Source organism: Reichenbachiella sp. MALMAid0571 (assembly GCF_040151475.1).
Taxonomy (GTDB): domain Bacteria; phylum Bacteroidota; class Bacteroidia; order Cytophagales; family Cyclobacteriaceae; genus CAXBNB01.
In genome coordinates this window covers 97,532-114,660 of record NZ_JBDKWG010000116.1, presented here as the reverse complement: position 1 = coordinate 114,660, position 17,129 = coordinate 97,532, and the positions used below count along the sequence as shown (strand labels likewise).

General features: G+C 39.4%; 9 protein-coding genes. 1 reads left to right on the top strand and 8 read right to left on the bottom strand.

Annotated elements, in window-relative coordinates:
- Positions 1 to 833: 833 nt before the first annotated feature.
- Positions 834 to 4,049: a DUF1553 domain-containing protein gene (locus AAOP42_RS08095; protein ID WP_349527984.1), complete on the top strand. Its 3,216-nt coding sequence runs from the start codon at positions 834 to 836 to the stop codon at positions 4,047 to 4,049.
- Positions 4,050 to 4,152: 103 nt separating this feature from the next.
- On the opposite strand, the gene AAOP42_RS08090 is transcribed toward AAOP42_RS08095, so the two are convergent.
- The 8 genes from AAOP42_RS08090 to AAOP42_RS08055 form a co-directional block, all read right to left on the bottom strand.
- Complete coding sequence (locus tag AAOP42_RS08090; RefSeq protein WP_349527983.1) at positions 4,153 to 4,725, bottom strand: RNA polymerase sigma-70 factor; 573 nt, start codon at positions 4,723 to 4,725, stop codon at positions 4,153 to 4,155.
- Between the two features lie 204 nt (positions 4,726 to 4,929).
- Positions 4,930 to 6,690: a SusD/RagB family nutrient-binding outer membrane lipoprotein gene (locus AAOP42_RS08085; protein ID WP_349527982.1), complete on the bottom strand. Its 1,761-nt coding sequence runs from the start codon at positions 6,688 to 6,690 to the stop codon at positions 4,930 to 4,932.
- 20 nt (positions 6,691 to 6,710) lie between these two features.
- A complete protein-coding gene (locus AAOP42_RS08080; protein WP_349527981.1) occupies positions 6,711 to 10,385 on the bottom strand; it encodes a SusC/RagA family TonB-linked outer membrane protein in 3,675 nt (1,224 codons plus the stop codon).
- A 245-nt stretch (positions 10,386 to 10,630) separates the two neighbouring features.
- The gene (locus AAOP42_RS08075) at positions 10,631 to 11,671 is read right to left on the bottom strand and encodes a FecR family protein (RefSeq protein WP_349527979.1); all 1,041 of its coding nucleotides are present in this window, start codon (positions 11,669 to 11,671) and stop codon (positions 10,631 to 10,633) included.
- Positions 11,672 to 11,815: 144 nt separating this feature from the next.
- Complete coding sequence (locus tag AAOP42_RS08070) at positions 11,816 to 12,367, bottom strand: RNA polymerase sigma factor (RefSeq protein ID WP_349527978.1); 552 nt, start codon at positions 12,365 to 12,367, stop codon at positions 11,816 to 11,818.
- 153 nt (positions 12,368 to 12,520) lie between these two features.
- Positions 12,521 to 14,836, bottom strand: a complete 2,316-nt coding sequence (locus AAOP42_RS08065) for a hypothetical protein (protein WP_349527977.1) — start codon at positions 14,834 to 14,836, stop codon at positions 12,521 to 12,523.
- 30 nt (positions 14,837 to 14,866) lie between these two features.
- Positions 14,867 to 16,084, bottom strand: coding sequence for a DegT/DnrJ/EryC1/StrS family aminotransferase (locus AAOP42_RS08060; RefSeq protein WP_349527976.1), 1,218 nt, complete (start codon positions 16,082 to 16,084; stop codon positions 14,867 to 14,869).
- A 10-nt stretch (positions 16,085 to 16,094) separates the two neighbouring features.
- Positions 16,095 to 17,105, bottom strand: coding sequence for a Gfo/Idh/MocA family protein (locus AAOP42_RS08055; protein WP_349527975.1), 1,011 nt, complete (start codon positions 17,103 to 17,105; stop codon positions 16,095 to 16,097).
- Positions 17,106 to 17,129 lie beyond the last annotated feature (24 nt).

Here is a 17,129-nt window from a genome sequence, read left to right as displayed (position 1 = left end):
AATGAGAAACCTGCAACCAACCTACACCGGCAGAGTGATCCTGAAACTAAACAACAACTTCGGAGGCCGCAACTACAGACAAAAAAGCGCATACAGATACAGATAATTGGTAGTCATTTTGAAACATTACAACCAGCTTGGAGCATGGGCGGCTATTTAATAGTCGTTCATGTTTTTTTTTGACTTCAGGAAAAACTGGCACAATGAGTCTTGCTTGTGCCTTTTCTTCTCGTTCTGTGTTTCCACCATAGCTGTGAAAGTAAATGTCACCATTGCCATCCCGACGAAGGAGGAATCTTTCTAGCTTGTAGCAGGTTTGTAAAAGTGTTTTTCCTTACCAAAGCAGCCCTCCGCCATGAGATTTCTACCTACGCAGAAATGACGAAGCACGTTATACCTGCAGAGGCAAGCATCCCATAAAGAAAGATATTTCCTCTCCGATCTTTTCCCCACAGAACGAAATATGAATGTGTCTTGCGAAGATTTAACCCAACGCAAAAAGTCCTGTAAACAATAGATAACCAGACACGGTAAACTCCTGATTTGAAAACATTTTAAAAAAAATCAGGCTACAAATCTCTATTATTTCTATCTTGGAAAGTGAACAATATTTGTATTTGGTGCCTGGCTGAAAAACTTACCCACTTTAGAAAAAATGGAAGCCTTAGTATGGAATAAAATTTGCTCCAAAAAACCTAAACCTGATTAGGCTATTTACCAAACTTACAAGCATTTGAAAAGTGATAATAATATCATTTTTCAAATATAAGGAATGATTAACTTTTTTATTCAAACAAAGACTAACACTCCTTTTTAAAAGAATATATCAAGACATGAATCAACTATACAATATCAAAAATTTTCTTTTCTGGATAGGCTTCTTTCTCCTTATTATGGAAAATGGGTGCAATCAAACAACGAGTGAATTAGTAGCCAACAACTCCATTCCGGAAACCATAGACTTCAATTTCCATGTGCGACCTATACTGTCCGATCGTTGCTATGCCTGCCATGGCCCGGATGAAAATGCCCTTAAAGGAGATTTGAGACTTGATCTGGAAGCAAGTGCCTTAGCCCCATTGGATAGTCTGGAGACTCGGTTTGCCATTGTGCCCGGAGATTTGGAAAAGAGTCAGCTCTTTCATCGGATAGCCACTTCGGATCCTGAAGAACTGATGCCTCCTCCGGAATCCAATCTGGAATTGTCGCCCAGGGAAATCGAAATACTAAAGCGGTGGATAGAGCAGGGGGCAAAATGGAAACCACACTGGGCTTATACTCCTCCTCAAAAAGAAGAATTACCCAAAGTAAACAAATCAGAATGGGTACAAAATCCAATCGACAATTTTATCCTAAACCGTCTGGAACAGGAAGGACTTGAGCCATCTCAGGAAGCTACGAAAGAAAAATTGATTCGTAAGCTCTCTTTTGACTTAAGAGGCCTCCCTCCTTCTTTACAGGAAATAGACGACTTTTTAGCCAACAACTCACCAGACGCCTATGAACAACTGGCAGATGATTTTTTAGCACAAAAAAACTACGGTGAACGAATGGCTATGGAATGGCTCGATCTGGCCCGATATGCCGATTCTCATGGTTATCAGGACGACATTGAAAGAAGTATGTGGCCATGGAGAGATTGGGTGATCAAGTCTTTCAACGAAAACCTTCCCTATGACAAATTTGTATCCTGGCAACTGGCAGGTGACCTTCTTCCTGACGCCACTTATGAACAAAAGCTGGCGACAGGCTTCAATCGAAACCATAAAATAACTCAAGAAGTAGGAGTAATTGATGAAGAATACCGGGTGACTTATGTGCTCGACAGGGTCAATACTTTCTCGACTGCTTTCATGGGATTGACGGTAGAGTGCGCCCAGTGCCATGACCACAAGTACGACCCCATTTCACAAAAAGAATACTACCAGTTGTTTAGCTTTTTCAATAGTGTACCGGAAAGAGGCCGGGTCGATTATGGTGTAGAAGTAGCCGCCCCTTCCCTGCCTCTTCCCGATCAAAAAATAGAAGAATTACGAAGTTATGTAAAAGGTTTGGTCAGTGATCAACAAACCAAACTAAAACAATATGCGAGCGGCCGCCGGGCAAAAGGTTTTGATAATTTACAGCTTGATACCAAAAACGCTTCCATCTCAAATGCACCAAAAGGCTTGGTTGCTTTTTACCCACTCGACTACATCGAAAACGACAATATTCAGGAGGCAATTAGCGGAAAACCAGCCGAAGTAGTCAATGAACTTATTCCTATTACAGGGAAGTTTTCCGGCGGTATGGAGTTTATGGGTACCAACTACGCAAACTTAAGCCCAACTCAATCTTTCAATTTTTTCAAGCCATTTACACTCAGCTTTTGGATCAAATCACTTGATGGAGGTATCAGAGGATCGGTTTTGACATCTGTAACCAATGAAGACAATACTAACTTCCATTTTCAGGTAACCAATGATAAAATGTTACGCCTGTACTGGAGCAATCCTAAAAACAATTCAAGAATACAACTGCTGAGTAAAGAAACACTCCCTGAAAACAAATGGGTTCAGGTCACACTGGCTTATAACGCCTCAGGAAAAGGAGATGAAATAAAACTATATATGGATGGCAACACTATGGAGGTATATGTACAACAAGATGACCTCCGTGGCACTCCTCCTCCTTCAAAAAAATTATTGCTGGGAAGAAATCAGGGCGGTGGTGGATTGGTCGCAGGGCAGTTAGATGAATTTATGTTTTTTAACAGATACCTTGACACTAAGGAAGTAAAAGTGCTCAACTCCTACGATCCTATTCAGGCTCTTCTAGCAAAACAAGAACTAAGTGAATCAGACAAAAAGAGATTATTCTATTATCAACTGACCCATCATAATCAAGAATACCAAAATCTTACGCAGAGATTGAGGGAATACAAAATCCGTGAGGGCCGTACGGAAGATATTATCATCAAACCGACTATGGTCATGGCAGACATGGACAGTGCCAGAGAAACTTTCATCCTAAAAAGAGGACAATACGATGCTCATGGAGAAAGCGTAAAACCAGGAACACCAAAAGCGGTGATGGCATTTGATGAAAATTATGAAAAAAACAGGCTTGGATTGGCGCAATGGCTCTTTAATCCAAACAACCCTTTAACCGCAAGAGTGGCAGTCAACCGCTACTGGCAAATGGTATTTGGTCGTGGATTGGTAGCTACACCCGGAGATTTTGGCAGCCAGGGAACACTCCCGTCTCACCCTGCCCTGCTCGACTGGCTGGCCATAGAATTTCAGGAATCCGGCTGGAATGTCAAACAACTGATAAAAACCATGGTGATGTCTGCTACCTACAGACAGTCGGTAAAATCCAACGATCGTTTACAGCAAATTGACCCGGAAAACATACTCCTGGCAAGAGGAGGACAAGTCCGGCTGTCGGCTGAGATGGTGAGAGACCATGCGTTGGCAGTTGGAGGCCTGCTTAGCAAGCAACTTGGCGGGCCAAGCGTTAAACCCTACCAACCGAAAGGGCTATGGCTTGAGGTGGCATCAGGCAACCAAAGTTTAAGGAAATATATTCAGGATCACAATGACGAACTATACAGAAGGAGTCTTTATACATTCTGGAAGCGTACACTCCCTCCTCCGTCTATGACTATATTTGATGCTCCAAGCAGAGAGCAGTGTACCATCAAGAGGGGAACTACCAGTACGCCAATGCAGGCATTGGTGTTGCTCAATGATCCGCAGTTTATTGAGGCATCCAGGTTACTTGCCGCACGAATGTTGAATGAAGGAGGAGAAACGCTTGAAGAAAGAATAAAGTTCGCTTTCAGGCTGGCTACTTCCCGGCAACCGCAAGAAAAAGAAGTACTTGTTTTAAGCGACTTGTTCCAAAAAGAACAGGCTGAATATGAAGCCAATCCTGATTTAGCTGAAAAACTACTGTCAACCGGAGAGTATGTGACAGACACTGACGTACCGCCTGCCAAACTTGCAGCTTATGCCGTAGTAGCAAATGCCATTCTGAATACAACAGAAGCGATTATGAAAGGGTAAAAAAAACCGGAAGTCAGGAAAATGAAGAAGAAAATGAGATAAAACATCTCATTTTAATGGAACAGACAGCAGTTCAAATACCTATGGGAAAAGAGGTGAAAAATCACCAAATAAATAATATAACCAGAACATCCAGATGGATTTGATGGTCTTTAAGGTTGGTTTTCAGTATCCGAAGTGCCCTTCCTATATGGTTTTCAACAGTTTTTGGAGATAAATTCAGTTTAAAGGCTATTTCTTTGGTAGGTAAATGTTCAAACCTACTCAATTTAAAAACTTTCTTACACTGAACAGGAAGTAGTTCTATTTGGTCAAAAACAACATTTTTTGTTTCATTGTATGAAACGTTTTCGAAACAGTCGTAACCATTCCTTATCACAGTATTCATTACTTCTTTCACATACTTGTCCCTTACAGTCTGCTTTCTTATGTGATCTAATACTGTGTATTTTAATGCACCAATGAGGTAAGGCTTAACTTCTTTGATGTTAATCAGATTTTCTCGTTTGAACCACAAGTCAGCAAACAAATCCTGGACAATTTCTTTGGCCAGTTCAATGGATCCTACTTTTGAATTGGCAATACGAAACAACATTTCCCAATGTCTGTCATAAAGCATTTCAAAAGACTTTTCGTCTCCGTCAACTACTTGCTGTATTAATACCTTATCATTCAAAACAATTAGAATATTATTCTTTTTATGAAAATGTGATTTGAGCGAACTCCAAGTTTATAACCTTTCACATAAATATGCAAATGATGTATATCATTATTGAGGCTGATTTCAAAGGCTATTGGAAAAATAATAAAAAAGGGTCAACTCCAAAAGTTGAAGTTGACCCATATCCATAGCTGAATTAAATATTTGTTTTTATCTTAATTAATTACCTCCACTGCCAATTGCAGGGTTGTTCTTATCCCACCAAAGGCGCTCTGTGTTTAGCACAGACGGTGTTTCAAGAAGTACGGATATCCCTTGAGCAGCACTAGCCGCTTCCCACTTAACTCTGTTTAAGTCTCCCGGGTCGGGTGTCGGCATCCTTCTTGGATACTGTAAATCTGAAGTGCCATTCACATATCCACGAGCCAATATAGAAGATCCGAATTTAGGATAACCGGTACGACGGGCCAAAACCCATCCTTCATCAGGCAATCTGTAAAAATTCAGATATTGCTGGATATAAACTTTTTCCAAATCATTTACCCCATCAAATGCCACTTCCGGGGTAAGCAAATACGCTTCTGTTTCACTATCCGCTATCGGAACCCTTGGATAAGATTTTCCAGCAATTTTATAGTCCAATTGTCCAATATCTGCAATCATTTCATAAGTTTCTATAGAAGCTCTGACCCCTTTTTCATACCAATCCTCCGCATCTCCGGAAGTGTATCCCTTAAGGATAAATTCTGACATCATAAAGCATACTTCTGCATAAGAAATAAATACATCCACATAGGTACCTTCTCCTGCTCCATCACCATAGTTGTAGCCTACGTTCATAATCAGCCTTTGATTGTACTTGGCCAATTGAGTAGCATTGATTCCAACTGTTGTAGGATTTTCTATGTAAGAGTAATCATTTTTATCCGGATCATTTCTATCTACCGGAGCACCTATGTATCTGTACCCCAGGATATCTTCACCATCTGCAGCAGTATAAAGCACTGCATTGTCATTGTCCACATCTATAGCTGGTGGCACAGTCTGACTGTTGGCAGAAATATCATCCAGAGTAGCTTGATGGTATCCATTAGGCTGATAAAATACTCTCAAACGTGGATCAAGGGTGGTTTTCATATACTCTACCATTGGCTTAGCCGCCCACAATCTTCCTTTCCAATCCATATCAGCACCACCGGTACCTCTCCATCCTTCAGCAATATTGTAAGTAAATTCATCATCCATACTGGAAATCAACCTTCCATCAGATACCACTGAGGCAATAATTGATTGTGCTTTGGTCAAATTTTGAGACTCCAGCCTTAGTGCAATTCTTAGTTTAATTGCATTGGCAGCTTTAATCCACTTGTCCCAGTCACCCCCGTAGATAAAATCCGCAGTTAATAAATCGATATCGTCAACCTGAGATTCGTCTAAGACAGCTATCGCATCATCCAGCTCAGCAATCCAGGTATCGAAAAGTGTAGCCTGATCGTCATAGTCAGGATTAAAGATACCTTCAATTCTTGCTTTTGCCGCCTGAGTATATGGAATAGAACCAAACAAATCAGTTACTCTTAATCCATGAAACGCCTGAACAATGTATGTAATGGCTCCAAGTTTTTTATACTTCTCCTGATCAGAAGCTGACTTTAGTGATATTTGTCTCCTTACTTCTTCCAAATGCACCAATATGTCTGTATATAAAAGGCCGTATTTCCCTCCTCTTGGCTCCAATGAATTGATATCATTGGCATTGCCCTGATCACCCGATACATACTGTAACCATGTCATGATCTGATGGTTGTCATGATACCACTCAGCACCCTTGTAGTCTCCTAACTTCTTTTCAACATAAGTGAATAAAGCCTCTGTTGGTATGTCCGTAATGACATCCGGATCTGTATTAATGTCTCCAAACTCGTCAGTACAACTGAACAGAATACCAACTGTAAGTAATAATATTATTATTTTTTTCATGATGTTTCTGTTTTTAAGAATTAAAATGTAAACCTAAGTGCCATTGTTACCGACCTTACATAAGGTGCGAAACCCATTTCTCTTCCTTCACCGGCACGGTTACTTGTAATTGCCGGGTTGATGTTGTCAGGCATAGAATTATGCAAGAAGCCCAAATCCCGGCCTGTCAATGAAACATTGGCAGTTCTGATAAAAGAATTACTCAATAAGCTACCTGGCAAATCATAACTGAATGTCAATTCTCTTAAAACCACCCAGTTGCTTTCATGCACTCCCATCAAAGGACTACCTGTACTGGCAGAAGTCCACCTGTAGATATATCCCGACCAGTGAGTTGGCTCTACCAATCCCTGATCATAAGCTTCCTGATAAGTCATACCTCCAACATCTCTGAATGTGGTATTACCATCTGCATCTCTAAATCTTACAGTTTGGCCATCAGGAAATACGCCTTCAGGAATGTATCCGTCTTCATATTCTTTTCCGAAATAGTTATTACCCATTCCTTCACTTGTCCAAACAATCCCACCATTCTCTCTGTCTCTATTTGGTAAAGAGGATTCAGTAACGCCCTGGTGCAATCCATACCTTGATGCACTGGAATAAACTTCTCCACCAAATGACATGTCAAACAAAGCATACAACCTGAATCCTTTATATCTTAAGGTAGTATTGAAAGCTCCATACCAATCCGGTTGAATATTACCCATGCTTACCAATGAATCAGTATTTTGTCGTCCATTAGGATACGCCACTGACCAGTTGTTTCTCTGAGACAAAACAGGAAGACCATGATTTGCAGTATTGGTTCCATCATAAGGCTTATAACCCTGATAGGTAGCAAGCACTCCATAATCACCACCAACAAAAGCAAAGGTACCTGTACCGGAATTTGCATCATTCGGAGATCCTCCAATCAATACTTCATTTACGCCAGGGTACAGCTCTATGATTTTATCTCTGTTATGTGTAAACGCAAAACCCATATCCCATGAAAAATCTTTTGTTTGAATTGGAGTCGCTTCCAACATGATTTCAACTCCCTGATTTTGCATGTTACCGGCATTGATCAATTGCTTTGTAATACCAGATTCTGTTGGTACGTTCAATCCAATAATTTGGTCGTGTGTATTGTCTCTGTAATACGCTACATCCATCCTTGCTCTGCCATTCATAAAACGCATATCTAACCCAACTTCAAAAGACTTTTTGGTCTCAGGCTTAATATTAGGAGAAATAGCAGTAGAGTTTTCAAACTTATACATTGCTAATGTAGGATCTTCAGTTAAATTCACTGGAGTAAAACCCGAAGAAAGTGTATAAGGGTCTGTGTCATTACCAACATGAGCATAGGAAACTCTTAATTTGGTAAAAATAGATTCAGGAATTGCAAGAGTTTCATTTACTACCCAGGATAAACTGGCTGAAGGATAGAAAAAAGAATTGTGTCCTGCCCCGGTATCATAAGTCAAAGCCGATGACCAGTCATTTCTACCAGTAATTGCCAAATACAATGTTGATTTATAATCAAAGTTCAAATAAGCATAAGTAGAATTAATGGTTTTTTTAGCCCCTTGTCCACCACTATAATTAACAGAATTATATGAATTTGCAAGATTATACCATAATGGAACCTTTAAACCTCCATTGGTAGAAACTCCTGTAGAAGAGGCATCAGTAGTCCATGTGGTCGCTCCTATAGAAGCATCAAATTTCAAATCCTGAGACAACTCCTTTTGATAAGTCAAACTTGCACCGTAACTCGATTGGATTTTCTGTCCATGTGATAAGGAGTAGCTAGCATTGCTTATTCTATTCAAACTAGTACCTGCATTTTTTGACTCATTCTTATAGTCAAACTGATTAATATTTCCATTAATTTTTCCACTCAGTCCTTTGGCTATATTAAAGTCCACATATACATCAGCCAACAACTGGCTTTCATTTCTTTCAATTTCGTTCTCATACACAGAAAACCAGGACATACTTTTTCTGGTGTACATGTATTTATTACTTCCTGTAGGATATGGAACTCCACCGTCAACATCTTTGTAATTGTTTCTCCACTTGTCCACATCATAACTACGGGGAAATCCATCATGAAACCATGCACTCTGTAATGTACCCGTTGGCGGATTGGTCATCTTTGATCCGGTGTATTTCATACCAGCACCTACTGTTATCACATTTTTCACCAAATCCTGAGTCCCTTTCAAACTAAAAGAATTCTTTAAGAAATCATTCATTGGCTGCACACCCTTGTCAGAAAAATTAGTAAAAGACAATCTGAAAGTGTTGTTTTCTCCACCTCCATCGATAGCAATGTTGGTGTTTCTGATTGTACCAGTCTCAAACATTTTTTTATAGTTGTCCGGTTGTGCTACCCATTTGGCCATAGAACCATCATAATCAATGTAATCCTGACCTTCAAACCTTGGCCCCCAACTTGCTGCATTCTCTTCACTCATATTGTGCTGTAATGAAGGAACAAAAGTACCATTTACGTCTTCGTAGTATGCAAACTGCTGGTTATCATGACTATCTCCGTCAGGACGTCCATTAGTTACATCGTTTGAAAACATACCTGCAACCGGCCCGTAACCAAAATCATTTTGGAATGCAGGCTCATCATATACAGTTCTTATACCAAAGCTTTGATTAAAACTTACACCAAGTCCCTTTCTTTTCGCTCCACTTTTTGTAGTAACAATCACTACACCATGCAAGGCACGTGTACCATATAGCGCAGTTGCAGCAGCACCCTTCAGTACAGAAATACTCTCAAAATCGTCAGGATTTAGATTCTTAAGCTGGTTACCCCAGTCAGTACCACCATCACCACTTATATCATTGTCCATAGCAACACCATCTACAACGAAAATAGGCTGAGTATTTTTTCCAAAAGTAGCATTACCCCTTAAGGTAATTCTCGCACCACCATAAGTTCCCCCGGAAGTAGTATTGATTTGAACACCTGGAGCCTTTCCTTGTAGTGCAGCTATTGGCGTAACAGTTGTAGTCTGAGCTATTTCCTGTCCCTTCACTTCACTCACTGAATAACCTAGTGTCCTTTCTGCTTTTTTAATACCTAAGGCTGTTACAACTACTTCGTCCAGGGCAGAAACATCAGGAGTCAAACTTACATCAATAACCATCTGGCTTCCTACAGTTATCTGCTGGTTTTCATAGCCAACAAAGCTGAATACCAAAACAGTACTACTACCGGGTACAGTAATTTTGTAGTTACCATCAAGATCGGTAACGCTTCCCTGAGCAGAACCATCTATCACAACGTTCACTCCGGGAAGTGCGGCTCCCGTTTCATCAGTTACTTTACCTGAAATACCAATATCCTCCACTATCTCCACCATAGGGACAGCCGAAAGATTGAACATCGGCTTCTTCAGCTTCTTTACTGTAATCGTATTATTTACCTGCCTGAAACCAAGGCTTGATTTTTTTGATATATCTACCAAAACATCGTACAGGAAATCATCCTTGTACTGGCCGTTTAATTTAAGATCACGGTCAAGATCCTTTTTGTCATAGACAAACTTGTATCCGTAAGAACTTCGGATTTTATCAAAAACAGAAGTAAGCCCTTCGTTTTCAATATTCATATTCACATTCACTTCTTTGACACTAATGACCTTTTGGGCATTAGTTGTTCCCGAAGCAAATAGAATACTGCACATAAGCAATTGTATAAAAAAGCCATAAACGGTGAACATTACAATTCTTTTATATAGGAGTAAAAGATTTAAATTCATAATTTTGTTATGTTTTAATGTGAGAAAAATACATTGGAACGTTTTCTAACCTGGAGAAATGTACTTGGGTCGGATCTTGTCATTTCAATAGGAAAGAAGTTTTCAGCAGTGCTCCTTGAGCATTGCTGTTTTTTTTAGCTTGAATTCATACCTGTCATCATAGTCATATTTTAATATTTCAGAATTACTTTTTTCTTATCTATTACATATTCAAAATTGGCTGCATAACTCAAAGACTTCAGGACATTGCCCAAAGAAAGGTTATCATACTCAGCGGTGATGTTCCAAGATCTGGGACTTTCATTTTCAGCCTCTACCTTCACGCCATACCATTTCTCCAGTTTAGCAAAAACAGATTTTTCGTCAGCATTTTTGAAGTAAATAATACCATCCTTCCAGGAAATGATTTCCTCCGGCAAAAAAACAGAAGGTGTCAATATTCCGGTTCTGGCATCATAGGTAACCATTTCTGTAGGTTTTAAAGAAACAGAACTGTCTGTAGCCGAAGTGTTTTCCACAGCTACCTTTCCTGTCATCACAGCTACCTGCACTCCATTCATCTCAGGATACGCATTTACGTTAAATGATGTACCTAATACTGTAGTAGTTACTTCACCTGTCTTAATAACAAAAGGCTTGCTTACATCTTTGGCCACCTCAAAAAAAGCTTCTCCTACCAGTGTTACTTCCCTGGATACATTTCCAAAATCTTCGTCGAATTCCATGCTACTTTCAGCATTCAGGATTACTTTGGTCCCATCACTCAAATAAATGATTGACTTCTGGCCAACGGGATTTCTTTTTATCGTCTTGGAAGCAGTGGCTAATACCTCATATTTTTGATCACCAAATGTCATTTTGATAATTACCCCTAATCCTAAAGCAATCACTAATACCGCAGCAACCCTACCTACGTAAGACCATACCGGGCTAATTACTACAGTTTTCTTAGCAACTGGTTCATTTGATATCGCATCAAGCTTTGCTATAAACTCATTTCTTTCAAAACTCAACTCAGGTTCTGACAAACCAAGTGAATACTTTACTACAATACTTTTCGCCTGGTTGACATCTTTTGTACGATCAGGATTATTTAATATCCATTCATTCCAAAAACTGACATCATCGTCATTATTGTTCAAACAATAATTAATGAAGGATTTTTCAGAAGCGAAATCCTCGATTGAATAATTTTTAAATTTTAATTTCATTTTCACTATTTAATATCAATAGTCAAATCTGTCGCAACAGATACACTGAAAAAAATGTTAGCTGCCACATACTATACTGCTTATACAAGTAAGTGTCAGGTATTTTTAAGATTTACCAGATAAAAAGAAATATTTTTTATTTTTTTATAAAAAAGGAGAAATAAGAAGCATTAACATGTTGATGTTTTTCTTCAAGGTTTCAAAAGCCTGATGGATGTGATTGTATATAGTTCGCTTTGATGAAGAGGTGTATTCCGCTATTTCGTCATGATTCATCCCTTCATAGTACAACATCTTTAGGATATTTTTTTGAGTTGGTGTAAGGTTATCAAGCTCCAATTGCAACTTTACTCTTTTCTCTTCTAATGACTCGTTTATCAATAGTAATTCTTCATAAGAAGCGTCTTCTTCTTCCGGAATGTAAGTTTCTGAGCTTAGAGTTTCTTCTTTCTTTAACTCTTTGTAGATTTTGCGACGAAGGTAGGTAAGCAAATAAGGCTGAATGGTATTGACACTTTTGAGGGTCTCTCTTTTCTTCCATATTTCAAGAAACATTTCCTGAATACAGTCTTTCACCAATTCTTTGTTTCTGGCTATTTTAAATCCATAGATGTACAACCGTTGGTAAAACCGATCATACAATTCTATATAAGATTCTTTGTCTCCTTTTTTTATGGAATCCCACAGTGTGTTCAATAATCCAAAATTGAATATTTGTAAAAAAGTAAATGTAAACGACTTTTTCTGAAATTCGATAAATGCAGGCCAGTAATATAATATCTTAAACAAAACCCTCCAGAGGCCTAAAATCCCCGGAGGGTTATTGAGATTTCATCGTTCTGCAAGAAATTATTGCCTGATCAACCAAACTTCCATCACCTTGGAATATTGTCTCCAATTGAGTTCTAATTCGTCTGGTTGGTCAAATGTAAGCCGTAGTTTTCCTTCTTTGATCAATTCCTTTGGCAGTAAAAATTCTTTGAACGTCTCTAATTCCTTTTCATATTTTGTTGGAGTCAGTCTCACATCATTTGCCCTGAGCAATGCTTCACTATATCCTGAAACCCGGATCAAATAGCTGGCTTCCGGATCAAGCTTGTTGTATTCCAATACAGGTAAAAACTGAAACAACTGTGTCGAAAGTCTTTTCCGGCTTCTTCCATTGTCCCACCATGCATAATCTATAGCATCATCTGTTCTGGACACTACGTTTGGGCTGGCTGACACATCAGAAACATTGTCATAGTAGCCACCTTTACCCGGATTTTCCCAATTCGCAATCAATTCAAGCCTATCCAATTTTTCTTTTTCCGAGCCCATTTTTTTTGTTTTTTCAAACTCATCTTCCAACCACCACCTGTTGTTGAGTGGAATATCCAAAAAATCGATAAAGCATCCACGTTGGGCACTTCGCCCCTGATACTTTGGCACACTTGATTGCAAACCGGTGGAGTTAAACAACCTTTCTGCCAACTCTATTATTTTATCTTTCAAATCTTCACTCACAGGGTTTGTATCAGCTTTTTTCAGAATGGCAGTTGCTTCTTGCATCACCACTTCAGGGCTTTTAGTTTTGGCTTCTCCCAACACTACATTAACATCCTTCTCCAGAGTTTTTTCAAAAATAGCCCTATGTCGGATATAAGCGTCATAGTAAGCCCGTACCAATAAAAGTTGCCACCGCCAATTGTCTCTTAGCCGGGGATATTTCGCTTCTAAGTCTTGCCAATAAAGCAATGTGGCTTCTATTCCGCCATTTGCGACTATCGGTCCAACCCAGTTTTTTTCCAACGCCAATATGCCATCGGCTACAGCCTCAGCTACTGGTGCTTCAAAAAAGAAGCGTCCATATTCGGTCAAAACATCCCGGACATCCATATTTGAATCACATCCCATTTGATTCCATATTACCTTGTTGACATCATCGTGTACCCCATCGGAATAGCTCAAAAAACCATCTGTAAAAATTGCTTCTTCTTTGAAAATCCTTGCATAATAATATGGTTGGGGATTGGGTGCTTCACGCCCCAAAGTAAGTGCAAATGCCTGATCCCAATCTTCAGTGGGATACTGGCATCTGACGGTATGGGTTAAATCTCCATACAATCTGTGTTTGTATTTTGCAGGCAACATTCTCCTTTCTAAATCAATGGGTGGACTACTTGGTCCATAAACCACACCCTCCAGCCAATCAGGATCATGCTCTTTCAGGTAATTAAAAAAATATTCCACCTTGTCTCGTTCAAAACCCTGAAGGGAAATCCATACACCCGCATTGGGATGGTATTTGTGTAACAATGCAGCCAATTCTTTCAAATGGGGCATCACATATTTTGGGTGGTTATCCCCCGGGTCTCCTCCGGGAAAGAAAATGCCATCAAGCCTGGGAATGGATTTATAAAACTCCTCATGTAGTTTTAACTCGTTTTCCCTGATGCTTTCATCGGACAAGTTGCCAGTAGCTGGTGTCCACACCCAATATTCTAAATCGTAGTTGGCACAGATTTGACTAATCTTCGGATGCATTTCTTTGTGTGGCATGATCATATGCACACTTTGCTCTTCTTTTTCAAAAGGTATATCCTCTATACTGTTGGCACCAAAAAGTGCCAGCTCTCTGATGTACTGGTCGTATTGCTCAGGAGTCCATTTGTCCCATGAATTGGCAGTATTGCGATACCCTAACTGATGTCCTCTAAGCGGGTACTCAGGAGAGGTAATGATATCCAAATTTTCAGGTACTGCAATCTGGCCATCTGTCATTTCAGCTACTCTCAATAGTTTGCCAATACCAAAAAGAGTGCCCCTCACGTCGGCACCAATTACCCATATTGTTTCACCCTCAACAAACAACCTAAAGCCTTCCGGTTTAATCTTGGCCTTATCTACATCTGAAAGAACAGGTAGCTCCTTACCATATATCTTTTCATCTGATAACAGTGCTACCGCTAGTATTGACTTTTTTGTTTTCCAATTTTTCTGGGAATTGATTTCAAATCCTGTTCTTTTTTGAATTTCCTCAGCTATCACCTTTTCCAATGTTTCCTTGTGTGGGGATTGGATTTTAGGTGAAACCATAAAGTCAAGGGAACGAAACACATCTTGCCGGGCAGTAGTGCCAAAAGATATCCCCAGTAGCAAAACAAAAATCTTCAATACTTTCATGGGTTGCTTTTTTTATGCTAACAAATCAACTTACTCACAGGCCACTTCCTTTATTTTTTGAATTGCTTTAGCTATCAAATCCATATCTTCTTTACTCCCCAACATGGCATGTTGCAATATCCAGACGGCATCTTCATAGCAGGCCTTTTCTGTTTCAGGACAAGTCACATTGGTATAATCCACTTCTTCAGGAATCACATAGCTCATGAAGTTTTTCTCCTGAAATAGAGGTTGCTTATACAATGGCTCAGGATATCCCATAAAAGAAGGTACACCTTCTGCTGCAAGCATTGCTGCAAATTCTCGTTTGGGGAGATTATTGAATGCAGACTTATCATATTTGAAAATGTAGATATGGTAAGTATGTAAAGTCTCACCTAATCCTCTTACCAATGGTAAAATTCCATCAATTTGCTGCAGCAATTTGTTGAGGTACAAACCATTTTCGTTTCGTAATTGAGTTTGACCTTCCAACCTGGTCAATTGCTTGGATAATAAAGCTGCCTGCATCTGGGTCAATCGATAATTGCATCCGAGATTATGATGTTCATACCATTGTCCTCCTTTTACTCTACCAACATTACGAAGGGAATTCATTATATTGTAAAGTTTCTCATTGTCTGTAACAACCATGCCTCCCTCACCGCATGTAAGGTTTTTAGAAGACTGAAAACTGAAAGATCCCGCATCACCGATACTTCCCAGCTTTTTCCCTTTGTATTCCCCACCATGTGCATGAGCTGCATCTTCAATTACTCTAAGGTCATGTTTCGTTGCAATAGCCATTATAGCATCCATGTCACATGCCTGCCCTGCGAAATGAACAGGAATAATCGCTTTGGTTTTTGCAGTAATCGCTTCTTCTATTTTGGTACTATCCAGATTGTAAGTATTGGGATCAATGTCAACGAAAACAGGCACACAATTGGCCTCTAACACTACAGACGCAGTGGCAATAAAAGTATATGGAGGTAGTATCACTTCATCTCCGGGTTTAACACCACAGGCGATCAAAGCCAATCTCAAAGACACTGAACCATTTACACATGAAATGGCATATTTACTTCCACAATATGCAGCAAATTCCTTTTCTACCTGTTCTACTATTCCCCCACAGTCAGGATTTCCCCAGTTGCCTGAACTGACAATTTCTGTAACAGCACTAACATCTTCATTGTCAAATATTGGCCACTTAAACTCTTTGTTTAGGGTTTTCTTCCCTCCATATAACGCTAAATCTTCTTTCATTTATTCTTGTTTATTTTTTATTCAAATGTTGGTAACAAATCTTTATTGTTTCTAAAGATGATTCCGGTAAACACTGATCCGGAGGCTGGTTGTTTAATAGGCACGAGGTGAAATATTCTATTTCGTTGAAAAAACCATCTCCACCGTCATTTGCATCAACTTCCCGCATTTCATCATTATTGACTACCTGAATTGTTTCCGGTTTTAAGGTAGTGTATAGCATACTGGCATCCTCAAAATTGGCCATAAACCCGGCTTGAAAAGGAAAGTTGGAATGAAAAGTATTCCCACCTTCTACTTTTACTTTCACTTCTTTTGAGTCATAAGACCACAATGCACTTATGTAATCATGTTCGCTAAGAGCACCCGGTAAATAGGCACTTTGTATCTGATCAGGTGTGCCAAAAAGGTATTGTGCAAAATCAATATCATGAATCAAAAGGTCAAACAATGCACCTCCGGAAGAACCAAATGCATTCTTTTTCTCCTTCCATTGCCCCCAGGATGGCAGCCCTGAAAATCGGGAAAGAGATAAAAACTTAAGCTCCCCGTAAGTTTGATCATCAATCCATTTTTTGAGTTTCATATATGGCGACATAAACCGTAGCACATGCCCTATCATCAATATACAATTATGTGTTTTTGCCAGATCAATCAACTCCTGACCCTGATTGATGTCTAAAACCATAGGCTTTTCAAGAAACACATGAATTTCATTGGACAAGGCCAACTTGGCCATTTCGAAATGTAAATCTGTATGTACGCAGATAAATACCGCATCAAGACCCTCATTTTCTATACATTCTTCCAAACTACTGTACTTATGCACAGCAATCAGTACATTGACATCAATGTCTCCTGTTGTAAAATTGCCAGTTGGTGAGGCTATTTTACTTTCTATATTCTCCGGATTCTTGCTTACAATCGCCACCAATTGAAGCCCACTTTGCTTTAGTATGTTCGCCGTGTGCGTCATACCCATGAAACCAAAACCTACAACAGCTACTTTTTTAACTTTCATAAATCTCTTTAATGATTAACTAAC

Bases quoted from the DNA above. Each gene is read 5' to 3' on its own strand.
- AAOP42_RS08095 (WP_349527984.1), top strand. From the start codon at position 834: ATGAATCAACTATACAATATCAAAAATTTTCTTTTCTGGATAGGCTTC.
- AAOP42_RS08085 (WP_349527982.1), bottom strand. From the start codon at position 6,690: ATGAAAAAAATAATAATATTATTACTTACAGTTGGTATTCTGTTCAGT.
- AAOP42_RS08080 (WP_349527981.1), bottom strand. From the start codon at position 10,385: ATGTGCAGTATTCTATTTGCTTCGGGAACAACTAATGCCCAAAAGGTC.
- AAOP42_RS08075 (WP_349527979.1), bottom strand. From the start codon at position 11,671: ATGAAATTAAAATTTAAAAATTATTCAATCGAGGATTTCGCTTCTGAA.
- AAOP42_RS08065 (WP_349527977.1), bottom strand. From the start codon at position 14,836: ATGAAAGTATTGAAGATTTTTGTTTTGCTACTGGGGATATCTTTTGGC.
- AAOP42_RS08060 (WP_349527976.1), bottom strand. From the start codon at position 16,084: ATGAAAGAAGATTTAGCGTTATATGGAGGGAAGAAAACCCTAAACAAA.
- AAOP42_RS08055 (WP_349527975.1), bottom strand. From the start codon at position 17,105: ATGAAAGTTAAAAAAGTAGCTGTTGTAGGTTTTGGTTTCATGGGTATG.